The sequence below is a fragment of the Clostridium folliculivorans genome, from assembly GCF_024341905.1.
GTDB classification, from domain to species: Bacteria; Bacillota; Clostridia; order Clostridiales; family Clostridiaceae; genus Clostridium_AR; species Clostridium_AR folliculivorans.
The window spans coordinates 280,554-306,656 of the sequence record NZ_BQXY01000004.1; the positions used below are offsets into that span (position 1 = coordinate 280,554).

Annotated in this window: 25 protein-coding genes and 1 other annotated feature; of the genes, 20 read left to right on the forward strand and 5 right to left on the reverse strand. The window is 30.1% G+C overall.

All coding sequences use genetic code 11. From position 1 onward, the window contains the following. The 4 genes from OCU55_RS14260 (at nt 1) to OCU55_RS14275 (ending at nt 2,338) form a co-directional block, all read left to right on the forward strand. A complete protein-coding gene (locus tag OCU55_RS14260) occupies nt 1–402 on the forward strand; it encodes a hypothetical protein (protein WP_261852977.1) in 402 nt (133 codons plus the stop codon). A 276-nt stretch (nt 403–678) separates the two neighbouring features. After that, the gene (locus OCU55_RS14265) at nt 679–912 is read left to right on the forward strand and encodes a hypothetical protein (protein WP_261852978.1); all 234 of its coding nucleotides are present in this window, start codon (nt 679–681) and stop codon (nt 910–912) included. Nucleotides 913–1,084: 172 nt separating this feature from the next. Beyond that, on the forward strand, nt 1,085–1,705 hold the full coding sequence (locus tag OCU55_RS14270; RefSeq protein ID WP_261852979.1) for a DUF1643 domain-containing protein: 621 nt from the start codon (nt 1,085–1,087) through the stop codon (nt 1,703–1,705). 27 nt (nt 1,706–1,732) lie between these two features. After that, a complete protein-coding gene (locus OCU55_RS14275) occupies nt 1,733–2,338 on the forward strand; it encodes a CHAP domain-containing protein (RefSeq protein WP_261852980.1) in 606 nt (201 codons plus the stop codon). A gap of 292 nt (nt 2,339–2,630) precedes the next feature. Here the strand turns inward: OCU55_RS14275 and OCU55_RS14280 are convergent, their stop codons facing one another. After that, complete coding sequence (locus OCU55_RS14280; protein WP_183279367.1) at nt 2,631–2,855, reverse strand: (2Fe-2S)-binding protein; 225 nt, start codon at nt 2,853–2,855, stop codon at nt 2,631–2,633. Nucleotides 2,856–3,462: 607 nt separating this feature from the next. Next, nucleotides 3,463–3,723: a binding site (T-box leader), on the forward strand. Nucleotides 3,724–3,967: 244 nt separating this feature from the next. On the opposite strand from OCU55_RS14280, the gene ileS reads away from it, so the two are divergent. Continuing rightward, nucleotides 3,968–7,075: an isoleucine--tRNA ligase gene (gene ileS, locus OCU55_RS14285; protein ID WP_261852981.1), complete on the forward strand. Its 3,108-nt coding sequence runs from the start codon at nt 3,968–3,970 to the stop codon at nt 7,073–7,075. 102 nt (nt 7,076–7,177) lie between these two features. Here ileS and OCU55_RS14290 read toward each other — a convergent pair whose 3' ends face one another. Then, nucleotides 7,178–7,471: a rhodanese-like domain-containing protein gene (locus OCU55_RS14290; protein WP_261852982.1), complete on the reverse strand. Its 294-nt coding sequence runs from the start codon at nt 7,469–7,471 to the stop codon at nt 7,178–7,180. 547 nt (nt 7,472–8,018) lie between these two features. Between OCU55_RS14290 and OCU55_RS14295 the strand changes: the two genes are divergently transcribed. Further along, a complete protein-coding gene (locus OCU55_RS14295; protein ID WP_261852983.1) occupies nt 8,019–9,017 on the forward strand; it encodes a LacI family DNA-binding transcriptional regulator in 999 nt (332 codons plus the stop codon). A 20-nt stretch (nt 9,018–9,037) separates the two neighbouring features. On the opposite strand, the gene OCU55_RS14300 is transcribed toward OCU55_RS14295, so the two are convergent. Then, nucleotides 9,038–10,246 carry a DUF5050 domain-containing protein gene (locus tag OCU55_RS14300; protein ID WP_261852984.1) on the reverse strand — a complete coding sequence of 403 codons (1,209 nt, stop codon included), beginning with the start codon at nt 10,244–10,246 and terminating at the stop codon, nt 9,038–9,040. Nucleotides 10,247–10,572: 326 nt separating this feature from the next. On the opposite strand from OCU55_RS14300, the gene OCU55_RS14305 reads away from it, so the two are divergent. From OCU55_RS14305 to OCU55_RS14315, 3 genes are all read left to right on the forward strand, one after another. Next, complete coding sequence (locus OCU55_RS14305; RefSeq protein WP_261852985.1) at nt 10,573–11,259, forward strand: M48 family metallopeptidase; 687 nt, start codon at nt 10,573–10,575, stop codon at nt 11,257–11,259. Nucleotides 11,260–11,386: 127 nt separating this feature from the next. Further along, the gene (locus tag OCU55_RS14310) at nt 11,387–11,830 is read left to right on the forward strand and encodes a MarR family winged helix-turn-helix transcriptional regulator (RefSeq protein ID WP_261852986.1); all 444 of its coding nucleotides are present in this window, start codon (nt 11,387–11,389) and stop codon (nt 11,828–11,830) included. 1 nt (nt 11,831) lies between these two features. Beyond that, complete coding sequence (locus OCU55_RS14315; protein ID WP_261852987.1) at nt 11,832–13,172, forward strand: MATE family efflux transporter; 1,341 nt, start codon at nt 11,832–11,834, stop codon at nt 13,170–13,172. Between the two features lie 156 nt (nt 13,173–13,328). Here OCU55_RS14315 and OCU55_RS14320 read toward each other — a convergent pair whose 3' ends face one another. After that, nucleotides 13,329–13,511, reverse strand: a complete 183-nt coding sequence (locus tag OCU55_RS14320; RefSeq protein WP_183279358.1) for a hypothetical protein — start codon at nt 13,509–13,511, stop codon at nt 13,329–13,331. A 256-nt stretch (nt 13,512–13,767) separates the two neighbouring features. Between OCU55_RS14320 and OCU55_RS14325 the strand changes: the two genes are divergently transcribed. The 5 genes from OCU55_RS14325 (at nt 13,768) to OCU55_RS14345 (ending at nt 18,156) form a co-directional block, all read left to right on the forward strand. Next, the gene (locus tag OCU55_RS14325) at nt 13,768–14,343 is read left to right on the forward strand and encodes a nucleoside recognition domain-containing protein (protein WP_261852988.1); all 576 of its coding nucleotides are present in this window, start codon (nt 13,768–13,770) and stop codon (nt 14,341–14,343) included. Between the two features lie 9 nt (nt 14,344–14,352). Next, nucleotides 14,353–14,877: a spore maturation protein gene (locus OCU55_RS14330; protein WP_206872600.1), complete on the forward strand. Its 525-nt coding sequence runs from the start codon at nt 14,353–14,355 to the stop codon at nt 14,875–14,877. A 441-nt stretch (nt 14,878–15,318) separates the two neighbouring features. After that, a complete protein-coding gene (locus OCU55_RS14335; protein ID WP_261852989.1) occupies nt 15,319–16,044 on the forward strand; it encodes an ABC transporter ATP-binding protein in 726 nt (241 codons plus the stop codon). Beyond that, nucleotides 16,037–17,707, forward strand: coding sequence for a putative ABC transporter permease subunit (locus OCU55_RS14340; protein ID WP_261852990.1), 1,671 nt, complete (start codon nt 16,037–16,039; stop codon nt 17,705–17,707). The genes OCU55_RS14335 and OCU55_RS14340 overlap by 8 nt, the downstream gene beginning before the upstream one ends. Before the next feature lie 236 nt (nt 17,708–17,943). Beyond that, nucleotides 17,944–18,156, forward strand: a complete 213-nt coding sequence (locus OCU55_RS14345) for a hypothetical protein (protein WP_261852991.1) — start codon at nt 17,944–17,946, stop codon at nt 18,154–18,156. A 65-nt stretch (nt 18,157–18,221) separates the two neighbouring features. Here the strand turns inward: OCU55_RS14345 and OCU55_RS14350 are convergent, their stop codons facing one another. Beyond that, nucleotides 18,222–19,574, reverse strand: coding sequence for an MATE family efflux transporter (locus OCU55_RS14350; RefSeq protein ID WP_261852992.1), 1,353 nt, complete (start codon nt 19,572–19,574; stop codon nt 18,222–18,224). A gap of 457 nt (nt 19,575–20,031) precedes the next feature. On the opposite strand from OCU55_RS14350, the gene OCU55_RS14355 reads away from it, so the two are divergent. The 6 genes from OCU55_RS14355 (at nt 20,032) to OCU55_RS14380 (ending at nt 26,103) form a co-directional block, all read left to right on the forward strand. Then, a complete protein-coding gene (locus OCU55_RS14355; protein WP_261852993.1) occupies nt 20,032–20,772 on the forward strand; it encodes a LytR/AlgR family response regulator transcription factor in 741 nt (246 codons plus the stop codon). A 902-nt stretch (nt 20,773–21,674) separates the two neighbouring features. Then, nucleotides 21,675–22,115, forward strand: coding sequence for an ACT domain-containing protein (locus OCU55_RS14360; protein WP_183279349.1), 441 nt, complete (start codon nt 21,675–21,677; stop codon nt 22,113–22,115). Nucleotides 22,116–22,234: 119 nt separating this feature from the next. After that, a complete protein-coding gene (locus OCU55_RS14365; RefSeq protein ID WP_261852994.1) occupies nt 22,235–23,479 on the forward strand; it encodes an aminopeptidase P family protein in 1,245 nt (414 codons plus the stop codon). Nucleotides 23,480–23,617: 138 nt separating this feature from the next. After that, entirely contained in the window at nt 23,618–24,058 is a 441-nt protein-coding gene (locus tag OCU55_RS14370) for a hypothetical protein (RefSeq protein WP_261852995.1), read from the forward strand. A 19-nt stretch (nt 24,059–24,077) separates the two neighbouring features. Then, nucleotides 24,078–24,440 carry a phasin family protein gene (locus tag OCU55_RS14375; RefSeq protein WP_261852996.1) on the forward strand — a complete coding sequence of 121 codons (363 nt, stop codon included), beginning with the start codon at nt 24,078–24,080 and terminating at the stop codon, nt 24,438–24,440. 55 nt (nt 24,441–24,495) lie between these two features. After that, nucleotides 24,496–26,103 (forward strand): ABC1 kinase family protein, encoded by a 1,608-nt coding sequence (locus OCU55_RS14380; protein WP_261852997.1) that lies wholly within the window; start codon nt 24,496–24,498, stop codon nt 26,101–26,103.

Consider the following 26,103-nt stretch of genomic DNA (forward strand, 5'->3'; position numbering starts at 1 on the left):
ATGGAAAGTTCAAGAGAAAGAGGATGTCTAATAACAGGAATTTTAGTGTTATATTTTATAGGTGCAATATTTAGTGTATTTACATTTCCAATAAATAAATTAAATCAAACATTATCACCAGAACTCTCAAAGCAGTTTGCTACTAGCAATACATCCATGGCAATTGCAACTGTTTTAGGTGTAATGACAGTAGTTGCTATTATAGGTGTATTTTTGTGGAATAAGATAGCTATATATGCTTTTATAGGATTGGGAGTGGCGCATGCCATCAATACATTTGTGTCAGGTGGAATAACTGGAATGACACTGCTAAGTGCTGCTATTTCAGTTGCAATACCGGGGGTAATAGGATATGTGTTGATCAAACGATTGTCGGAAGACCAAAGTGAAGAAGAATTGTAAAGATTTCTATTAATATAAAGTTATAAAAATTTGTAAATAAAAAAATCGCTGAAGTTACTTTGTTCAGTGATTTTTTTGTGTATCTGCCTTTCTAGATTTGTATGAGGAAACTTACAGGAGACGAATTCTTCTTTTTTTATTCTTTAACTTATATTGTGCTTTAAGTCTGTTAAGCATACTTATCTACATATCTAATTGAATTATAGTTTCCTAAAGAATAAAAAAGTCCTTCCGAGATATAATAACATTAAAGTCATTATTGGGAGGTTTTTATATATGGTTTGGGATAAGATGAAAGAATTAAATCTTGATGATAAAATTGAAGAACATTTAAAAGATGTGAGCCAAAGAGATTCTAATGCTGTTGAAGGTGTAATAACTGATTCTGAGATGCTTCAAAAAGTAAAGGAACTAATCCATCAAGGTATGGATCCTAGAAGAATTGGTGAGCAGTTAGGCTTATCTATAAGGCAAGTAAATATAGTAAAAGATATGTTAGGTAAAATGTGAATAAAAGAAGCTATGTATGATATTAAAATAGTCATGCATAGCTTCTTTTATTATTTATAGAAAATTAAATTTAAACATTAAAATGCTTTTTAACGTTTATTGGTATATATTCATATAAATATAAATATGTATTAATAAAGCTTTACGAAATATAAAAAAGGGGATTTGGAGGATGCAAAAAAGTAAATATCCTAGATTTGTTTGTAAAAGCTCCATGGAGATATTGGAGGACTATGATAATGATAGATGCTATAAGCTTACATTCCCAATAAGTAAAAAAGGGGTAAACAGCATACTTGTAATAGGGAGGGCACCAAAGACTTGTAGTGATTTTAAGTGTGATAAATTAATACAAAGAGTTTTGAAATATATTGATAATAAGAGAGAAGAATTTGGGCCAGTAATAAAAGTTAATATAGTAAATTTATTTACTACAATTGAATACGATAGAAATAGTATAGAGACCTCTCTTAAGTCTAGAGGAGAGTGCTTTGTTACTGGAAATGATGATCTTTTTGAGTCGAATGGAGTCACAATAAAGAATGATGATATAATAAGGAAAGCAATTGAAGAATCAGATTATATAATATTAGGTTGGGGAGAAGTGTTAAAGGAAATAGAATCAATATATAACTTAAGAGTTGAGTATATACTGAAGACTATAAGAGAAATAAACTCAATAAGTAGCGTAAAAAGGAAACTTTATATAGTGGGAGACCTTACAAAGAAAGGGTATCCTAGACATTGTGTCAATTGGAATTTACAAGACTCGTTAATAGAATTTCAATGGTAAAAGTGATTGCGCTTTGGAAAGGATTGTATGTATTATAAGAGAAAAAATGCAAATATAATAAAGATAATGACATTAACTATAATAGGTGTATTACTAATTGGAGTTATAGTATCTATAGTTACCGGACTTATGTACAAGTTTGGAAGTGAGGTTGGCAAAGTAGTAGATACGTATCAGGGTATACCAATATATAATAATGGTAAAGATGGAGCGCAAGAAAATGGTATAAACAAAAATAAAAATGGTTACGTTTACGGATATAAGTGGCAATGTGTAGAGTTTATTAATAGATTCTACTACGATAAATTAGGTATAAGCATACCTGGTGGAGGAAATGCTAAAGATTATTTTGATGAGAAGATAGAAAATGGAGCTAATAATAATACTAGGATGCTGACTCAGTTTAAAAATGGTGAGGGAGATAAACCCAAAATAAATGATATAATTATATTTACTAAAGGTGAATATGGTCATTTAGCTATAGTAAGCAAGGTTGAAGATGATTATATTGAGATAGTACAGCAAAATGTTTATGGAAAGCCTCGAGATAAACTGAATATAACTTATAAAGATGACAAACCAATTATAGCTGCTGGAAAAGGGGTTTCAGGTTGGCTTAGAAAAGAAAACTAAATAATGATGCGCAAAAAGATTCACTGAAGAAATTCGCTCCAGTGAATTTCTTATTCTTTATGAGTTTATAATTGAATTATATCTTTGGATAAGTATGCGTGACAGACTTAAAACGTAACAGAAATTAAAGAATAAAAAAAGAAGAATATATCGCCTGCCAGAATTTCTTCACTAAGTTCAGAAAAGGCAGATGCGCAAAAAGATTCACTGAAGAAATTCGCTCCAGTGAATCTTTTTTACTTTATGTGCGATAGGGAGATAAAAATAATAACGAATGAACAATTAAGGGGAATTAATGCCATTGTTCGTCTAAATACCCATCTATCAATTCTTGAATTTTAGGGGTGCATCGTCTACCACCACAGCCACCGGTGCGTGCTCCAGTAGCCTTTGTAACTTCATCTGGTGTACGAGCACCTTTTCTTATAGCGTCTTTTATCTTAGACCTGGGGATGGCCTTACATAAACAGACTTTTGTTAGCTTATCTAAAATTTCTTGATTTAAGTTATTTTCCATATTTAATCCTCCATGTTTTAAGGATGACTATTCAAGGGGATGGAAAATCTTATTAACTATATTAAACCACTATACTAACTCAAAGTCAATAGTAACTAGTAATAATTATTAAATAAAATTTATATCCTAAATAGCCATTATATATAGATGTATTGATTGTTTTAAAAATATATTCTAAATTCAACTGACCTAGACTGATAAAAATTGTAGAAATATATGTTGGTAAGATACATCTAATATATCTTTAATTATATCCATGTTAATATAATTTATATTAGGGCATAAATAAATTATCTAAGTTTTATATAGGATACTTAAAAAAAGAAATTAAAAAACCCATTAGGATTAATGAATATCATAGAAAAAACTAGAATACTAAAAATAAACATTTTAAAAATATATATTAACATTTAAAACACCTCTAAATATTATAATTACAAGTATTATATTAAACTATATTCTATATTTTGTAAAGAGTTATTTTGTATCACTTAGTGTAATATTAAATAATATTTAAGTAAATGTTTTCATTTATGAAAAAGGTTGATAAACTGAATAATTTGAAGCATGTTGACAATAACTTCAAGCTGAGATATAATTTTTACATTGAAAAGTAATGATAAGGGCAAGTAATTAAGTAGGCTACTTTAGAGAGCGATTGGTCGGTGTAAAATCGTGTATATACTTAATGAAAATCACCTAGGAGCTGGAAGCTGAAAGTGTTTTTGCATTAATAAGCTTATCTCGTCATCCTGCGTTAAAGGATAGAGTATATATGTACTCGAAAATGAGCTTTAGATTTATACAATATATAGATCTAGATGGCGTCGCCTTAAGGTGGTATAACGAATATAACTTCGTCCTATGGGATGAGGTTTTTTTTATTTATATAATTAGGCGACTTATGAAGATATCATCCAATTGAATTTAAATTATGTTTGTTTAAATGTAAGAATTTTTTGAAATTACATGACAGATATAAGTTATGATCAGAGCTGTGGTGTCCATAAAAGAGTAGATATATACATTAATACTATAGATATTTTAAAGAAACATAATATTTTAACATTAATGTGGGCTAAATTTTGACCATTTATGAAAGGGGAAAAAGTATGTATAAAAAACTAGATTCTTCAAAAAGTTTTGTTGAACTTGAGAGAGATGTAACTGAGCTCTGGAGAGATAAAGAAATAATAAAGAAGAGCTTTGAATCAAACCAAGAAGGAGAGTATTTTACTTTCTATGATGGACCACCAACTGCCAATGGAAAACCTCACGTTGGTCACATCATAACAAGAGTTATAAAAGATATAATACCAAGATATAAGGTTATGAGAGGCTACAAGGTTATAAGAAAGGCTGGATGGGATACTCATGGACTTCCAGTTGAACTTGAAATAGAGAAGAAACTTGGGATATCAGGAAAGCAACAAATAGAGGAACATGGAGTAGAAGAATTTGTTAAGCTTTGTAAAGATTCGGTATTCACTTATGTAAGTATGTGGGAAGATATGTCTAAGAAGATAGGTTACTGGGTTGATATGGAGAATCCATATGTTACTTACCATAATTCTTACATAGAATCAGTATGGTGGGCATTGAAACAAATGTGGGATAAGGAACTTTTATATAAAGGTCATAAAGTAATGCCATACTGTCCAAGATGTGGAACTTCACTTTCATCACATGAAGTTGCACAAGGGTATAAAGATGTAAAAGACAATACAGCTTTTGTTAAGTTTAAAGTTAAAGGCGAAGATAACAAGTATATAATGGCTTGGACTACAACACCTTGGACATTACCTTCTAACGTAGGTCTTGCTATAAATAAATCCTATGATTATGTTGAAGTTAAACAAAATGATGAAGTTTATATATTAGCAAAGGAACTAGTAGCTAAGGTTCTTTCAGATGATTATGAGGTGGTAAGAGAATTCAAGGGTGAAGAAATATTAGGCTTAGAATACGAACAATTAATGCCATTCCATAAACCAGAAGAAAAAGCATTCTTTGTTATACATGGTGATTTCGTAACTCTTTCAGATGGTACTGGAATAGTTCACATAGCACCTGCTTATGGTGAAGATGATAATTTAGTAGCAAAGAAGAATGGGTTACCATTAATTAACCTTGTAGATGCAGAAGGAAAATTTGTTGATGAAGTTACTCCATTTGCAGGAATATTTGTTAAGAAAGCTGATGAAAAGATATTAAATTATCTTAAAGATCAAAACTCACTTTATAAAGCTGAAAAACATACTCACTCATATCCACACTGCTGGAGATGCGATACACCACTGCTTTACTATCCAAAGGCTAGTTGGTTTGTAAGAATGACATCTTTAAGAGATAAACTTTTAGAAAACAACAATAAGATAAACTGGTACCCAGATAACATAAGAGCAGGAAGATTTGGTAAGTTCCTTGAAAATGTTATAGATTGGGGTATATCAAGAGATAGATACTGGGGTACACCACTTCCAATATGGGAATGTGAATGTGGTCACAGAGAGCTTATAGGAAGCATAGCAGAGCTTAAGGAAAAGGGAATTGATGTTCCGGACAACATAGAACTTCATAAGCCATATATAGATGGGGTAAAACTTAAGTGTAGCTGCTGTGGAAAGGAAATGAAGAGAACCGCTGAGGTTATAGATTGTTGGTTTGACTCAGGTTCAATGCCATTTGCACAACATCACTATCCATTTGAGAATAAGGAATTATTTGAAGCTAACTTCCCAGCTCAATTTATATCAGAAGCTGTAGACCAAACAAGAGGTTGGTTCTATACATTACTTGCTATATCTACTGCTATATTTGATTCAAATCCATTTGAAAATTGTATAGTTTTAGGTCATGTTCTTGATAAGAAGGGACTTAAAATGTCTAAATCAAAGGGTAATGTAGTTGCACCAGATGATGTTTTAGATACTGTTGGAGCTGATGCTACAAGATGGCATTTCTATACATCAAGTGCTCCTTGGCTTCCAACAAGATTCTCTAAGGATGATGTAGAAGAGACTCAAAGAAAATTCTTAAGTACTCTTTGGAATGTATATTCATTCTACGTTTTATATGCAGATTTAGATAATTTTGATGCAACAAAGTATAGTGAGTTCAAGTCTGAAAATGTTATGGATAAATGGATATTATCAAAGCTTAATACACTTGTAAAAAATGTAGAAGATAATTTAGAAGGCTACAGAGTAACTCAAGCTGCTTTAGCACTTGAAGAATTCGTAGATGAACTTTCAAACTGGTATGTAAGAAGAAATAGATCTAGATTCTGGACTACAGAATTAAACGACGATAAGATAGGTGCATACACTACTTTATATAAAGTTTTAGTTACTGTAAGTAAGATATCAGCACCATTTGTACCTTTCATGAGTGAAAATATATACCAAAGTCTTGTACTTAGCTTAGATGAAACAGCTGAGGAAAGTGTTCATTTATGCAAGTGGCCAGTAGCTGATTTTACTGCTGTTGATAAGAAGCTAGAAGAGGAAATGGAACTTGCATACTCTATAGTTAAACTTGGAAGAAGTGCAAGAAATGGAGCTAATATAAAGAATAGACAGCCACTTTCTGAAATGCTAGTTTCAGTTAAGTCATTACCAGAATACTATGGTGATATAGTTAAGGATGAATTAAATATAAAACAAATAGTATTTGGAGCTGATTTATCAGAGCATGTTAATTTTGAGATAAAGCCTAACCTTCCTGTGCTAGGAAAAGCTTATGGAAAGATGATCCCTGGAATAAGAAAAGAGATAGCTGCGAAGAACCAAATGGAATTAGCTCAAAATATACAAAATGGAGGTACTGAAACTATAAGCGTTGATGGTACTGAAATAGAACTTAACAATGAAAATCTTCTAGTAACTATGCAAGGATTAGATGGCTTTGCTTTTGCTGGAGAAGGTGAAGTTGGTGTAGTTCTTGATACAACTATAACAGATGTATTAAGAGAAGAAGGTCATGTTAGAGAAATGATATCTAAGATACAAAACATGAGAAAAGAAAGCGGTTTTGAAGTATCAGATAAGATAAAACTTTATGTTGCAAATAATGATATGTTATTAGAGGTAGTTAAAAAGTTTGCAGACACAATAAAGAGAGAAACTCTAACAATGGATATAGTATATAACGCTGAAGCCAAATATACAGAATGTAATATAAACGGAGAAAAGCTTGATTTAGCTGTTGAAAGAATATAGCTAACGTATTAAAGAGTTGTATAAAAGACTGTCACTTTGGTGACAGTCTTTTTCATATTGTTTTTATATGAATGAGGATTCAACAATAAGTTATGTAAAAAATTATTTCCAACGGGCAAAACCTTCATACATGTGGTAAATATCTGAAAACCCATTTTCCTCAAGAAAGTTTGTAGCCATAGGACTTCTACCTCCAGTTTGGCAATAAACTAATATTGGTTTATCCTCATAATCTAGTATTTCTTCATATCTAAAAGGAAGCTTATCAGCGGGTATAAGTACTGCACCTTCTATATGACCTTCGTTAAATTCTTCCTCTGTTCTCACATCTAGTAATAATATATTGTCATTACTTAAGATGAATTTTTTAGCTTCCCTATTATTTATCTGGTTCATTGTAAACCTCCTGTAAATATATAATTATATATTATATTTTAAAGTCGTTTATATAACAATATTCAATAGATAGTTATGAAAACTTAAGTTTTATTTATATTAAAATACTTGTACTTGTATAAATTTATAACAGAAGTTAGAACCTATAATATAATTTGCTAAATGGATATTGTTATTTTATCCTTTATTATGCATAAATTTTACCGCAGAATAAAAATATTTTACTTAGAATGTAAAGATTGTATATTATGTTTCGAGAATATATGTAAAGATAATAAATACAAATTTATTTCAAACTTTTAGTATATAAATAAACAAATTAAATATAAAAATGGATAAAATTACAAAGATTAACTTAATAATTGAATTTTTACCTTATATTTCATATAATAGAATATAGAAAACGTTTTAAGTAAGAGTAATTTAATTTTTTTTACATAAAATAAAAAATAAACTAGAGTAATGGAGTATATTTCCTTGTAATACCATAATATTGCCATTATAATATTTTTTATTGAAACAATTTCATAGTAGGAGTTGATGAATAATGTCAGTTTCAATTAAAGATGTTGCTAAGGAAGCGGGAGTTTCAATTGCAACTGTTTCTAGAGTACTAAATGACATCGATGTTGTTAATGAAGAGACTAAGAAGAAAGTTTTAGATGCAATAAAGAAGCTTGGATATAGACCTAATATTGTGGCTAGAAGTTTAAAAACACAAAGGACAAAAACTATTGGTATTCTTATACCAGATATATCAAGTCAGATATATCCTGAAATAGTTAGAGGTGCAGAGGATGTTGCTAATATATATGATTATAATGTAATATTATGTAACTCTGACTTGGATATTGAAAAAGAAAAAGAATATCTGAAAGTTCTTAAAGAAAAAATGGTTGATGGTGTTCTTTATATGAGTAGTTCCTTAGATGATGAGATTGTAGATTTAGTAAATGAACTTGATCTAAAGACTGTTCTAGTAGAAAGTAAAGATAAAGAAGGTCAACTACCAAGTGTTACAATTGATAATGCTAAAGCTACATATGACGCTACAAAATACTTATTGGACAAAGGTGCTAAGAAGATTGCATTTATAGGTATAAAAAAAGATACCAATAATGCATGGAGTAACAGATATATAGGATATGAAAATGCACTTAAAGATGCCAATATATCAATTAATGAAGAGCATTTGTACTTTGATACTTTAAAGACTAAAACAGGTCATGAAGGTGTATTACACATTTTACAGAGCAAAGATAGACCAGATGCTATAGTTTGTGCTTCTGACGAAATTGCAATGGGGGCTGTAAATGCATTAAGAGAAAATAACATCAGTGTTCCAAATGATGTTAGTGTTATTGGTTTCAATAACATTTATGCTGCATCAGTTTTTTATCCAAAGCTAACAACAATTTCACAGCCAGTATATGATATGGGCTCAATTGCAATGAGAATGCTTATAAAGCTTATAAATCAAAAGACTATAGAAGAAGGTCATTATGTACTTGATCATCAGCTTATCGTGAGAGATAGTTGTAAATAAAGCATGCCGAAAGGCATGCTTTATTTTACGTATTTTTGTTCGCTTCCATCTGTTTTAACAGAATAGTATAAGTATGAGTTTTTGTCAGTAACTCCTATTGGAAGTACGAAAATTCTATCGTTTAGTATAAATATTTTTCCGTAAGCAGTTATAGAATTTGATATTGTGGAAGTTTTTTTAGTGGTTAAGTTGTATTTTTGAAGCTTTGTATCAAACCCTGTAGACACTGAGTTGTTTTGTGGATGAATATCCAAAAAATATAAATCGTTATTATATATATTAAATCCTTCTGCAGCTGCATTTGAAAAACTAGATAAAGTTGAACCTTTCTTTGTTGATAAATCAAATCTTACTAAATCCCTGTTTACTGAAGTATCATCTAAGGTTCTGAAGTAATATATAGAATTTTCATAAAGCGCAAATGAAAAAAAGCTGTCCTCCAAAACCTTTTCTAAATTTGTCCCGTCTAAATTCATTGAATAAATTTCATTTTTCCATTTTAAATTATGCTCGTCTCCATAGGTAACCATATCGGAATAATAAATTTTATTATTATAAATAAATAAGGTTGAAGGATCTTCTGGATACCAATTTTTATCCTTTGATAAATCAGTCTTTATTGTTGTCAGTAAGTCGCCATTAAGTGTCATCTTTTTTATTGAACAATCGCTTGGGCTAATAAAGTAAATCCAATCGTTATATATGTAGTAAGGTCCACATTGACTTGCTAGTATAGTATTTTCATGAGTGGATATATTGGATTTCATTAATGTAGAAATGGAATTAGATTTATAGTAAACAGTATTATTTATTATATTTATACTTGAAGCATTGGATATAATGCTTAGTTGCTTAAAAAGAGTCGTTCCATCCTCCATTGAGTATACTAAGGGAGAATCGTAAGATAGTGTCACAGAAGGAGATATAAATAAAAAAGGGTTAGAATATCTTACAAAACCACCATTGAGATAATTGCTTAAGGAATTAACATTATCTACTGAGTTATGAAGTCCATTATCAGTTAATTTTAGATTGCTATTAAGAGATTCGACAGCAGTGGCTGGAACGCTAGTATTTGAGGAAGTGCTTTTTGTTTCTTGGGTTTTATTTTTTGCCACTTGCTCATTTGGTTTATCCTTGTTGGCTGCTTTTTTATAAGAAATAGAGAAAAAAGTAATCACTGATATAATAAGTATAATTGCAGCTGAGATAAAAAAACGTTTTTTCATATAATACCTCCAGTAAAGTTATAATTACTTATTCTACCCATTTTTTGTAAATCCTTCCGAGATATTATTTATTATATGTATTCTTATATTAAAACTTAACTTACTAGTGCTAATAAAATTGTACATCTAAGAATCATCATATTAAAATATATACTTATGTGCTATTATGATATGAAAAAGTATCATTGAGGTAAATTTAAATTATTACTAAAGATGTACCAGTTCAATCAGAAATATATTTTTAAGCTCCTCTAGATTTTAAGAGGATAATTTTAAAATATAAATTTTTTTACGAAGTGATACATCTCTAAATGTAGGAGACTAAGATGGAGTATCAGTTAATAAGATCTAAAAGAAAAACTGTAGCTATAGAAGTAAAAGAGGATAAGATAATTGTAAAATGTCCTTATAATTGTTCAAAACAATACGTAGAGAGCCTAATTGATAAGAATAGGGTATGGATTGAGGAGACGCATAAGAAGGTAATGGGCAAGAAGGCTAATAAGCTAACTTATAAAGAAGGACAGAATATTTATTATATGGGGGCACCCTACGAAATAAAAGTTATCATAGGAACAAGAGATTTATTAGAGTTTGATGGTGAAAAATTTATATTTACAATTATGAGTTCTAAATTTAACAATAGTGAAGATAGTGAAAAAGTAAAAATGCAACTTATGATGGCATGGTTTAGAAAAAAAGGTGCTGAGTACCTAACTAAAAGAACATGTGATTTAGCAAAACAATTAGGATTAACTATAAATAAAGTATACATAAAAAATGTTAGAACCATATGGGGAAGCTGCTCAACTAAAAACAACATAAATTATAATATAAGGTTGATATCTATGCCTAAAGAAGTTATCGATTATGTTATAATACATGAATTATGTCACCTAGTTGAAAGAAACCATTCAGAAAAGTTTTGGAATTTAGTTGAGAGGATAATTCCGAATTATAGACAAAGAAGGAACTTTCTTAAAAACAATAGTTCAAAATATTGTAATTGGTAAAAATAATTTTAAAATGAGCACGTTTTCTTTAGGTATTTAGATAAATATGTAGTTGCATTTGCAACTATTTTTTATTATACTAAATCTTGCGCTATAAAATCATATCCAGTATAATAGGAGGATTTTTATGAGTAAAAAAGATAAGATGCTTGGAGGCTACATATCTCAGTTATATAGATTTGGTAGTGCTTTTATCACTAAGGAACTATCAAAGTTTAACATAGGTTATGGACAGTTTATGTTCTTAATAGAACTTTATAGATATGAAAGTATCTGCCAAGAAGAATTAGCAGAGATTCTACATATAGATAAAGGAACTACAGCTAGAGCTATAAAGAAACTTGAAGAGCAAGAATATGTAATAAGAGTTAAGGACACTTCAGATAGAAGGGCGTATAAGTTATCTGTAACGGATAAAGCAAAGGAAATTGAGCCACATATTAAGAATATTTTATATGATTGGAATGATAAACTTACGTCTAACTTGACTGAAGATGAGAAAAAGATGACTCTTGAGCTAATGAGTAAGATAGCAAAAAATCAAAGGATATGTGCAGGAAAGGAGAAGTAATATGGATAGACAAAAGAGATTAGGTGAAGAACATATAGGGTCATTGCTATTAAAGTTTTCAGTGCCAGCTATAATAGGAATGTTGGTTAACGCACTTTACAATGTAGTAGATAGAATATTCATAGGGAATATTCCTGGAATAGGAAAAGACGCATTAACAGGGGTTGGGATAACTCTTCCAATAATGACGATTATAATGGCTTTTGGTATGTTAGTAGGTATAGGTACAGCTACGGCTATATCAATAAGGCTTGGACAAGGAAAAAAAGATGAGGCAGAAAATATCTTAGGCAATGCTTTTATGCTTTTGATTATAACGGGAGTGGTTATAACAATATTGGGGCTTTTAACAATGGAGCCAGTATTAAATGCATTTGGAGCTAGTGAAGTGACATTAAAGTATGCGAAACAATTTATACAGGTAATATTTATAGGTTCTATATTTAATGTGCTTGGATTCGGATTGAATCACTCAATAAGAGCGGATGGTAATCCTAAAATAGCTATGTTTACAATGCTTATTGGAGCTGTATTAAATACTATATTAGAGCCAATATTTATATTTGTTCTTCATCTAGGAGTAAGAGGTGGAGCTGCAGCTACAGTTATTGCACAGTTTGTATCCATGTTGTGGATATTGAGATATTTCACTAAAGGAAATAGTATTTTAAAACTTAGAGTTAAGAACTTTAAGCTAAAAAAGGAATTTGTATTAAGTATAGTTGCAATAGGCGTTTCTCCTTTTGCAATGCAAATAGCGGCTAGTATTGTTCAAATTATATCTAATAATGCTTTGAGAACTTACGGTGGTGATGTATCTATAGCGGCAATGTCAATTATAAGTTCTGTAGCTATGATATTTATGATGCCTATATTTGGTATAAACCAAGGTTCATTACCTATAATAGGATATAACTATGGAGCGAAAAAGTATTCCAGAGTTAAAGAAACTGTAAAGAAGGGGTCTATAGCTGCAACAGCAATAGTTGTAATTGGCTTCTTAGTAGTAGAGATCATTCCTCATTTTGTAATAACTATATTTAACAGTGATGAGGAACTTGTAAGAGTTGGCAGCAACGGTCTTAGAATATTCCTATTTATGTTACCTGTAATAGGATTTCAGGCTATAAGTGCAAATTACTTCCAAAGTATAGGTAAGGCTAAAATGGCAATGTTTTTAAGCATGTTAAGGCAGGTAATACTTTTAATACCATTATTAATTATACTTCCTACATTTTTAGGTCTTACTGGTGTTTGGCTTGCTGGTCCAATATCTGACGGACTTTCAGCTCTTATAACTGCAATTGTGTTTTATAGAGATGTAAAGGCATTGAAAGAGTAACTTGATAATCTATATTATTAAAATTAAGTGGTCATGCAGGAGATGCTTTACGAAGGCTCATTAAAGCATTGGATGCATGACTACTTAATTTAAACATAGTATCTTAGAACAAAAAGACCAGATAGATTCTTTTTAAGAATTTATCTGGTCTTTTTATTATATAATTCCTTCTGTTTTCAATATATCTTCAAGCTGTTGAACTTTTTCTGTTAACTTAATAAATTTCTTTTTAAGCCCATCGGTAGATTCATTTCCATCAATACTTCTTTCAATTTCTTCTACAGCTGCTAGAGCTTCCTCAATATCTTGTTGAGCAAGCTTAAGGTTATTTTCATCCATAAGTAATCTCCTTTGTTTCAGTTATTAAAAAATATTATAGAGTACAGTTTAATGTTATCATTACTAAACCGGCAGTGCAAGGCATATATTGTATAGATACGAAAGGTAGTAATAGGTGTAGATTCATTGATTCATAATTAAGCATGTTTTAGAGTGTTTAGCTATAAGTTGTACAAGCTGAGAATAGTTAAAATATATGAATTGATTAATAACCAAAAGTTACTTAGAAATCTTAAATATGAAATGGAGGAAGTATATGATTAATTACATATGGTTTTTCATGTTGCTTTTAGGAATAGCTGTAGGTATATTCACTGGAAATGGAGAATTAATCTCAAAGGCAATAGTAGATTCAACTGCATCAACAACAGATTTGCTCCTTGGACTTCTAGGAGTCATGTGTTTTTGGTGCGGTACTATGAAGGTAGCAGAGAAAAGTGGATTAACCAATGTATTAGCAAATCTATTGAAGCCAATATTGAGGCTTTTATTTAAAGATGCTGCTAAAGATGAAAAAACTTTAGGTTCAATAGTTATGAATCTAACAGCAAATATGCTAGGGTTATCTAATGCTGCTACGCCTTTTGGCATTAAAGCTATGGAGGAAATGGACAAGCTAAATCCTAAAAAAAGTATTGCTTCCAATGATATGGCTTTATTTTTAGTTATAAATGCAGCATGTGTTCAGTTTGTACCATCTACAGTAATATCAATAAGAGCTGCAGCTGGTTCAAGTAATCCAGGTGCAATAATAATTCCAACTCTTATTGCTACAGGATGTGCAGCCATAATGGGAGTTACATGCTGCAAAATTCTGCAAAAATACTTCTAGGAGGATGTTATGTTTAACTACCTATTAAAAAGCATAATACCAATAATATTTATAGTTATTCTAATCTATGGAATGATAAAGGGAAGAAAAGTTTATGAATGGTTTGTAGAAGGAGCAAAAGAAGGATTACATGTATGCTACAGAATATTTCCCTATCTATTATCAATGATAATAGCAGTAAAGATATTTAGAGAAGCTAAGCTTTTGGATATGCTAAATAATATTTTAGCGCCAGTAGCTTCGATAATAGGACTACCAAAGGAGCTAATTCCTCTTATATTGGTTAAGCCTCTTTCAGGGAGTGGTGCACTTGGGGTGCTTACAGATATATTAAAACAGTATGGACCAGATAGTTTTATTGGATTAGTAGGCTCAGTAATAATGGGAAGTACTGAAACTATTTTTTATACAATAACTGTATATTTTGGAGCGGTTGGAATTAAAAAGATAAGACATACATTATGGGCTGCATTGATGGCGGATCTCACAGCTATTATAGTTGCGGTTACAGTAGTAAGAGTTTTATTTTTCTAAGCATCCATTAAATAATACTTCGTAATTAATTTATTATAATAGGCCAATATAAAGATATAGGCTTATGATAATTATTAGTAACGGAGTATTTACTTTTTAATCATATAGCATTTTTATTTTATTAAATCTAATAAATAAAATATTTATAGAATACATGGATTTTTAAAAAGTAAAACTGTACTGTTCGAACGTAGTGAGTTTATAGTTTTAGCCATGGAATATGACAAAATCATATTAATTCTTTGCGAAGGCTCATTAAAGCATCGGATGGATAACAACTTAATTAAAATACTGTGTGTTAACAGCACCTATAAATTAAGTTTTTTAAATAAGTCTAATTTGTTAAAAATATGCCTATATATTTAAGATAGATTTTTAATAATCTTAAGGCTAAATTAAGATAAGTATGGTAAAATTTTTCTATAAAAGGAGGAGATAACGATGATTGAAATAATGAATGTTTCTAAGAGCTACAACAAGATAAATAATGCTGTAGAAAGTATAGATATTAAGATAAATGATGGAGAGATCTTTGGATTTTTAGGCCCTAATGGTGCAGGTAAGACCACTACTATAAAAATGATAACGGGAATAATAGCTCCAAGTAAAGGGGACATAAAGATAAATGGTATAAGCATAACTGATAATCCATTAGAAGCTAAGAAGCATTTCGCTTATGTACCAGATAGTCCAGATATGTTTTTGAGACTAAAAGGTATAGAATACCTCAACTTTATGGCGGATGTTTATAATGTTCCAAAGGAGCAGAGAAAGAAAAAAATTGAAGAACTTTCAAAGAGATTTGAGATGTCTACAGCACTTACTGATCAGATACAATCATATTCTCATGGTATGAGACAAAAGATAGTACTTATGGGAGCTTTAATACATGATCCAGAAGTGTGGATATTAGATGAACCTCTTACTGGCTTGGACCCAAAATCTGCATATATACTAAAGGAAATGATGAGAGAACACACGAATTCAGGCAAAAGTGTATTCTTTTCAACCCATGTACTGGATGTAGCTGAGAAAGTTTGCGATAGAGTAGCTATCATAAATAAAGGAAAAATACTGTTCTGTGGAACTTTAACTGAGATGAAGGAGCACTTTAAAACAAATGAGTCCTTAGAGCAGATGTTCTTGGAGATGACTGAAAATGAATAGAGTATTATTATTAACAAAAATATTCTTGAAAACTGGTTTTGGAAATACAAGAAGAGGAAAAAGAAAAACTAATTCTAAAATAGTAAATGCATTAATTTTATTATTCACAGTACCAATGATTATGTTTGGTATTGGAGGAATGACATTTGGTATATTCGAGGTCCTTCATCAGCTTAACCAAGAAGGGCTCCTAATTGGTATGGCATATAATTTAATTTCCATAGTAATATTTATATTTGGAATAATGTCTGTAATAAGTATTTTTTATTTTTCAAAAGACATAGATTTTGTACTGCCGCTTCCATTTAAGGCGCATGAGATATCTTTGGCTAAATTTATAACCGTAATAATATATCAATATATGATACAAGTATTTATATTACTTCCTCCAATAGGTATATACGGTTTTAAGACAGGAGCAGGTATAGGATTCTATCTAGTTTCTATAATATGTTTTATACTTATGCCTATTTTGCCAGTGACATATTGTTCGCTTATAGCAATGCTTCTTATGAGATTTACAAATCTTGCGAAACATAAAGATGCTTTTAGAGTTGTAACTGGTCTAATAGCTATATTTATAGCTGTAGGGATAAATATATTTTCAAATACTTTAGGATCAAGGGCGGGTTCATCTGGGGACGCACAGCAATTTTTAAATAATCTAATTGCAAATAAAAATTCTGCAGTAGCAGGCCTTTCAAACTTTTTTATAACTGCAAAAATAGGTACCTATGCTACAATAGCTGAGAGTTCTTCAAAGATGGCTATTAACTTAGTTTTGTTTGTATTAATTAATGCTTTAGCATTAGTTGTGTTTATAGTAATTGCTGATAAGTTATATCTCAAGGGTGCAGTTGGCAATTCTGAAAGTTTTGGTGGAAGAAAGGAATTAAAGAAAGAAGCGTTGGATAAGAGCACAAAAGAAAAGTCTCAGCTAATGACTTGGTTCAATAAAGAGCTTTTACTTTTATTTAGAACACCAGCATATCTTTTGAACTGTATCTCTACTATTATAATAATACCTGTTGCCTTTGCTATGCCTATGATTGCTCAAGGTGGAATAGGGAAGATAAATGAAGCAGCTAAATCAGTACTAGCGGATACACATAGTTTTAATATAATAATTGGAGTGGCTTTTGCAGTTGTTATTTTCTTTACTGCAACTAACCCTACAGCATCAACTTCTATTTCAAGAGAAGGGGATAATCTTTATATATCAAAGTTTTTGCCTGTAAGTTTTATGACGCAAATTATGGCTAAAGTATTAACTTCAGTGCTAATAAATAGTCTATTAGTGATTATATTTATGATAGCAGGTATAGTTATTGGAGTACCAGTTACTTTACTATTATTGATATTTATTCTAGCAATATTAGAGATATTTATGTTCTCAATGCTTGGAATATTGATTGATCTACAGTCGCCAAAGCTTGTTTGGGATGATGAGCAAAAGGCTGTAAAACAAAATTTGAATCCGTTAAAATGTGTACTTATAGGATTAGTTATAGGTGGAGTTGGAGCTGTAGCAACTATATTTATAGGTGCCAATTATTTAATATCATATTTCGGTTTGGCATTAATAACTTTGGTATTAAATATAGTATTATATAAAATACTAAGTACTGTAGGTGTTAAAATGTTTAGCAACCTAACAGATTAAAAATATATTTGTTAAATGTTTGTTAAGAATATAAAAATGATGAAACTTTTAGTACCTTTTCTACGTCTATATATATGTAAAGAGTTTCTATATTAAATCTTAAATTTATACTTGTTCAAAAATCATGTACCTATGACTTTTAGTATTCATAAATTAATAGTTGAGCTAGGAACTTTATACAAGGAAAGTTAGATGTTTTAGTCTTGCAGTTTATAGAGATCTAGGGGAGTGTGTTTATGGAAAGGAAATTAAAAGAACTTTTATCAGTTACAGATGATGATATAAGATATTTGGCATATGGCATAGGAGCGGGTACTACTGTTGGACTGATGCTGGGTTTCTTTATAAGCAATCCTCCTCTAGGATTCTCTTTAGGGGGAGTGCTTGGTATCATTGTCTCTGGAATATATTCTATATACAAAAAACTTGTTAAAATTAAAAAAGATTGACTGCTAACCAAGTTAAAAAAGGATGCTAGAAGTGAAATTTATTTCTAGTATCCTTTTCTATTAAATTAATTAAAAACTGATAATTCACTAAAATGTCTTCGAAATAATATGAATATTATTGAGCCATCAAATACCCATTGTATACCTGTAATTAGCCAAGCGTACATAACAGGCAGTTTAAAGATGTAAATTGCTATAAACATTAGAGGAAGCCTAATAACCCAGCTTGAGAACATAGATACTTTAAAAGGTGTCTTAGTATCGCCAGAACCTTTTAATATTCCTCCTGCAACCATAGATAAAGCCATAAAGGGCTGTTCTATTGATGCTAGCATGAGGCAGATAATAGCCTCGTTTATAACAAGCTTTTCACTTGAAGCTATAAATAGAGATACCAAAAATCTTGGAATAACTAAAAATAATAAAGAGCAGATCAACATAATAAGCGTAGCTAAGAATATGGAACAATAGGCATATTCTTTGGCTTTTTTATAGTCTTTTTCACCAATTTTTTTCCCAACCAATGATGTTGCTGCGACAGCAAACCCCCATCCTGGCATAAAAGATATTGATTCTATAGAGGTCGTTATTTGATTAGATGCGAAAGCAAAGCTTCCTAAGGCAACTATAAAGAAATTGCTTAAAAGTCTGCTTATACTAAAAGCACCTTCTTGAAGTGCAGATGGAATGGATAAAGTCATAAGACTTTTAAACATTGAAAAATTTAATTGCTTTATATATTTAAGTCTAACTTTTATTGCAGAGTATCTGTACATATAAAATAGTATGAATATAAAACCTATAATTTGTGCAGAAGTAGTTGCAATTGCGGCACCCATAATTCCCATAGGGTGCACGCCAAACTTACCAAATATTAAAATATAATCTAAAGATATATTTATTATATTTATTATAATTGAAGCTATTAATGGTATTTTCGTGTTTCCAGAGCCTCTTAAGGAAGCATTGAGGCTATTCATAAACATATTAAAGGTAATACCTATAGAGGCGACTTTCATATAAGGAGTCCCTAGATGTATGATGTTTTCTTCGGCACCTACTATTTTAAACAACAATGAGGAACTAAAGAAAAGAAAAGCAAAAACACATATTGATATTATTATTGAAGTTAAAAAACCTAAAGTTGCGTATTCCTCCGCCATGTCAAGTTTTTTAGCACCTATTTTTCTTGAAACTAAAGAAGATATACCTATTGAGATTCCATTGGCTACAAGTATGTTAGAAAAGGTATATATTATTTCGCTGCCAAGCCCTACGCTACTTACAGCTAAATTACCACCATATTTTCCTACCATCATGGTATCAAATACACCAATCATCATGTATAAAATCATTTCCCCCACTGCAGGCAAGGCTATATTCAATACATCTATAATAGTACTTTTATATATTTTCATGTAGTTCTCCTATCGTAAAAAATCATAATAATTATATCACAGTGCTGATATATAAGTGCCACAACTAAATCTAGTTTATATTTAATATTATTGTAGAAATTTATTCCTTGATATTTAACAATATTAAGTATAGAGAAAGTGGTTCTAGCTTTAAATTATAGCACTCTAATTTATGTAAGTTAGTGTAACATGTAACATATATTTACATGTAGTTAAAAAATTAATATAATTGTATTGATTTAGTTACCGCAAAGGATGTGTATTTCAAGCTTATTTATATAATTTTTTTGTTTTAAGATAAGAACTTATTCCCTATTTTTTTGAACTTTTTGTTGCATCATCATAAATCATGCAGGGGAGATATGGGAATATAAATAATATCTGGCCTCATGTCTTTAAGTTAAAAACTGTAACGATATCAAATTAAGATTGTAAGAAAGGTAGGCGAATAAAGTATATGAATATAATATTATGCGAAGATGATGAAAAGCAAAGAATAGATATATTGAGGGATATTGATTGTATAATAAAAGAAAATCATCTTGAGATGAATGTTTATATGTCTACTGATAATCCTTATGATGTTTTAAAGGTTGCTGATGAAAGTTTAGAAGTTAAGTTATATGTATTAGATGTAGACCTTAATTCTGACATAAACGGAATAGAATTGGCTGATAAAATAAGGAATAAGGATCCGCAATCTTTCTTAATATTTATTACGAGTCATTCGGAACTTGCCTACTTAACCTTTAAATATAAGGTAGAAGCATTTGATTATATAATTAAAGATTCAAGGGAAAATCAATTTAAGGAATTAAGTGAGGCTCTAATAAAGATACAAAAAGAATCTCTCAATGGAGATGAAAATAAAAAGTTTTTTATAATAAGAGATGGACGATCTGTAACAAAGATTGAATTCAAAGATATATTATTCTTTGAAACTACAACAATTAAAAATAAACTTAAAGTTAATTGCATTAATAGATGTAAAGAATTTTATAGTAAGTTAAAAGATGTAGAGGAATGTTTAGATGAAAGATTTATTAAGTGCCATAAATCTTTCATTGTGAATATAGATAACATTGAGTTAGTAAATAAAAGAGAAAAGCTCATATATATGAAAGATGGACAAACGTGCTATTTATCAAAAACTTATACAAAAGAGTTATTAGAAAAATTGAAATATGAAAAATTATAAGTTTAACCATATCTAGTTACAACTCATTTAGAAGTAAAATTAGCTGTTTCAGTATATATAGATATCAATAGTGATATTAAATGATAATATTAAATTGTTATTCTTATGGAATAGGGAAAATTCAATATTTAAGAGGTGTCATATGGAAGTACTGAGTATGTGGTTTAAGTTGTTGATTACAATAATCATTTCAACAGTTATTTTTTCTATAATATTTTTCGCATTAAATAAGAGCATGTTGAAGTTGTTTGTTCCTATTCAAAACTTCACTAGCAAACTGAAAAGAAATAGAATATACAGTGGGATTATTTTTATAGGTACTTTTATAATACTAAGCACAACATATGATAATTACAATCTCGGTTATATTAGTTATGGAGTATTATTTGGACTAGTAAATGTATTGATAGGTATTTGTTTTTTCTGAATAGATAGATGATTCCACCATTAGAAGTTGATTTATATTTGTTCCCAAACCTCAGATTTTTTGTGATTTTCACTGTATGGATAACTTAATACTTCTAAATAGTTATTTGAGCAAATTTTTGTGTTGAAAAATGGAGGTAAAAATGTCTAGCCTTAAAGCTTTAATCACTGTATCGCTCAATGTTTTAGTCACTTTTGTGATAGTTGCTTATTATTATTTTATAATTTATTAGTGTAGAAAAAAACATTAAGAATTCAATAAAAGATCTATAGTGCCCAACTAAAAGAAACTCGTAGGTATATAACTTACGAGGCTTTTTTGCTATACAAGAAAAATACAAGAAAATTAATCTTATAAAAAAACTAAAAAGTTATTAAGAAAATATAAGATTTAAATTGATATATATACGAATTTTGTTAAATATTATCCTTATATGCTATAATTATAATTATATAATATAAAGAAGGTGGAGCATATGGCAGGGGATATATACTATGTGATCAGTGAAAGAGTAATTCCAGAAATATTTTTAAAGGTTTTAAAAGTAAATGAACTTTTATATACTGGGGAAGTAAAAGATATTACTGAAGGTATAAGGCAAGTTGGAATAAGTAGAAGTGCTTACTATAAGTATAAAGATCATGTGTTTCCGATGAGTGAAAGTATCAATTCAAAAAAGATAACTCTTGCAGTTAGCATGAGTCACGAAGCTGGAATATTATCAAAGGTTTTAGATAAGATAGCAGAGATGAAGGGAAATGTCCTTACTATAAATCAAGACATACCAATGAATATGATTGCTATTGCTACCATAACTGTTGACATATCTGGACTTGAGATTGATGTAAAAGCACTAATAAAGCAAATAGATTGTTTAAAAGGAGTTATTAAGGTAAAACTATTTGCTATGGAATAATTTATGATATAATTACAATAAATATAAGATTATCAGTTAACTTTAAATATTCAGAAATTTTAGTTGGAATACTGATTGGGTACTTATACCTAAAGTTAATTGCAAGAGGAGTGATTTGGTTGAAGAGAGATATTTTTATAAATAATAGAAAGAGAATTTTTGATAAACTTGAAGATGGAGCAATGGTTGTACTTTTAGCTGGAGAAGCACTTAAAAAAACAGCGGATGAGCTATATCCATTTACTCCAAATAGAAATTTCTATTATATTACTGGAATAAATGAAGAAAAACATAAGGTAGTGCTTTTCAAATCAAATGGAGTTGAAGAGGAAATTTTATTTATACAAAAACCAGACCCAGTTAAAGAAAAGTGGGTTGGTAAGACTGTAAGAGAAGCTGAAGCAATCGAGCTGTCAGGAATTGAAACGGTTTTATATTTAGAAGATTTTAATAGCACTATAAATCAAAAATTATCTTCAGGTAAGGTAAAAGCTTTGTATTTAGACTTAGAAAGAAGAAGCTTTGAAGAGAGAATTACCTTATTAGAAGAGTTTGTTCAGGATATATCAAAAAGATATCCTTATATAAATATAAAAAATGCATATGGATTAATTTCAGAGCTTAGAACTATAAAGGCTCCTGAAGAAATACAAGAAATGAAAAAAGCCATCGATATAACTATTGAAGGTGTAAACTCATTAATGAAAAATGCAAAGTCAGGGTTAAAAGAATATGAACTTGAAGCATATTTTGACTTTCATTTAAAGAAAAATGGTGTTAAGGATTTTGCATTTAAAACAATAGCAGCTGCAGGAAAAAACGCAACAATTCTGCACTATGTTGAAAACAACAGTACCATAAAGGAAGATGATCTTATATTATTTGACTTAGGGGCTCAATATAATTATTACAATGCAGATATTACTAGAACTTTTCCTATAAGCGGAAGATTTACTGATAGACAAAAGGAAGTATATGAAGCTGTACTTAGAGTTAATGAAGCTATTATAGAAACCTTGAAACCAGGAGTTAATTTCCGGGAAATAAATGATAAGGCTACTGACTTAATAGCAGAAGAATGTATTAAGTTAGGACTTATAAAGGATAAGAAAGATGTTAGAAACTACTATTGGCATAGTATAGGTCATGGACTAGGACTAGATACACATGATGTTGGTGAGAGAAATGTAGACTTAAGACCTGGTATGGTATATACGGTAGAACCAGGAATATATATAGAAGAGGAAGGCATTGGGGTAAGAATAGAAGATGATGTCCTTATAACAGAAGCTGGCAATGAAGTACTTACAAAGGACATGATAAAATCTGTTGAAGACATTGAAAACTTTATGTGTAACAGATAAGTTTTAGAATATATAAAGATTGGGTATGGATTAAAAGATCTATAGCACAAGTAAATAATATATGCAGACAGATAAATTGCAGCTAAGTAGTTTTAAATATATAAAACTTTTAGCTGCTTGCTTATAGGAGGAAATTTTATGGGCTTTTTTCAAGGAAGATATGGTTTTGATCTCTTGTCTAAAATATTAGTTTTATTGGGATTAATGTTCTCTATATGGAGAAATGTAATTACGTATGGAATTGGATTGGTTTTGATAGGATATGGCGTTTACAGAGTTTTATCAAGAGATATAACAAAAAGAAGTAATGAAGCACTAAGATTTGAAAGTTTTTTAAGAAGTAAGTTAGGAAATTTAATTAATAATAGAAATAATTATGGAAATAGAAGGTCGTATGGTAATAAAGGCTTTAGTTTTGGCAATTATAGAGATAAGGCATCTGTGTGGTACAACGAAAGAAAAAATTACAAAATAGTAAAATGTCCTAACTGTAGTCAAAAGTTAAGGCTTCCAAGAGGAAAAGGGAAGATAGTTGTGACTTGTAGAAAATGCGCTAACGAGTTTAAAATGAAAACTTGATTTATGAGGAGATGATTATATGTTTAATGAACTAAAAAAAGTTATGCTAGCTGGAGTGGGTGCAGTGGCAACTACTTATGAAAAGGCAAATGAGATTATCAATGAAATGGTTGAAAAGGGGAAAATAACAGTAGATGAAGGTAAAGAATTATCGGAAGAGCTAATGAGAGATTTTAAAGGAAAAGCTTCAACTACAACTAATAAGGTTATGGACAAAATCGATGATATTAGACCTCTTACCAAACAAGAGTTGAATTCAGATTTGAAAGACAGAGATATTCCAACTAGAATGGAATTTGATAGTTTAAAGGATAGAGTTGAATTTTTAGAAACTAAACTTTCGGAACTTATGGAAAAGCTTGATGAGGGCAAGGAAGAATAAATAATACGATGGGGGTTAATAACCTCCATTTACCTTTATAACATTGAGGTGAACTATGAGAAAAGAAACACTAAAAAGGTTTAGGGAGATAATAAAGGTATTTGCTTACTACGGATTTGGTTTTTTAGTTAATAGTGCAATGAAACCAGCTGATAATAAGTCTCCTGAGAATCTTAGAAAAGCTTTTATTGAGCTAGGGCCAACTTTTATAAAGATTGGTCAGATACTCAGTACAAGAACTGATTTATTAGATGAAGAATATACAAAAGAACTCTCTAAGCTACAAGATGAAGTGCCTTGGGAAGCTTTTAGCGTTATTGCAAAGGTGTTTCAAGAGGAGTTTGATCTAAGTATGGATGATGTCTTTTTATATGTAGAAAGCGTTCCTTTAGCATCAGCATCAGTCGCTCAAGTACATAAAGGCGTTTTGAAAGATGGAAGAGAAGTTGTAATAAAAATTCAAAGACCAAATATTCGTGAGAAGATGGAACTGGATATATCTATTTTAAAGAGACTTGTAAAGTTAACCAAGACAAGATTTAATGGTATGCTTATCGATCCAGTAGAAGCACTGAATGAAATTATGGATGCAACTAGCAAAGAGTTAGATTTTGAAAGGGAAAAGGACAATATTGACAGGTTTAGAGAATTAAATAAAGAAGTTAAGTGTGTAGCTGTACCGTATGTTGTTGAGCAATTTACATCAACGAGAGTACTTACTATGGAGAATATACAAGGTTTTAAGATTAATGATATATATAGTATAGTTAAAGAAGGATATGACCGTACAGATATAGCAAAAAAGTTGGCTCTATCATACTGTAAACAGATATTTAATGACGGATTCTTTCATGCTGACCCGCACCCAGGTAATCTTCTAATAAGAGATGGAAAGATATGTTTTATAGATTTTGGCCTTATGGGAGAATTAGCAGACTCTATAAGGGATTCTCTTAATGACGCAATGGTTGCTATAGCTCTAAAAGATATTGACAAGATAATAGATTTTATAATGACAGTAGGTGTAAAAAAAGGTAGAGTAGATAAACATATATTATATAACGACATAGAATACCTGCTATCGAACTATCTATCTATATCTTTAAAAAATATAAAAATATCAACTCTACTAAGAGAAGTTTTTGATATTGCTGAAAGAAATAATATACAGTTACCAACTGAACTTGTGATACTTGTTAGAGGAATGGTTATATTGGAAGGAGTAATAGCAGAGATTGCTCCGGATATGAATATATTAGATGTGGCTATACCTTTTGTTAAGTCTAAGAATAAACATTATATCTTAAATAAACTGACCAGTGATGATTTTGCAATTAATGCTTATTCTATACTAAGAGACAGCATTAAAATTCCTTCAAAGCTAGTTGAACTGTCTGATAGCGTAATACAAGGGAGAGCTAGGGTTAATCTTCAAGTTCCTGATTTGGAGAAGTCTGTAGATTATTTAAATAAGATGATAAATAGATTGGTTTTTGGTCTCATAGTAGCAGGAATGATTATTGGATCATCAATAATAACTGGTTCTAATGTTGGACCTAGAATAAGAGATATATCAATTATAGGAATAACAGGATATTTTGCATCAGGGATTTTTGCTTTATGGCTTTTAATATCTATAATAAGATCAGGAAACTTAAAATAA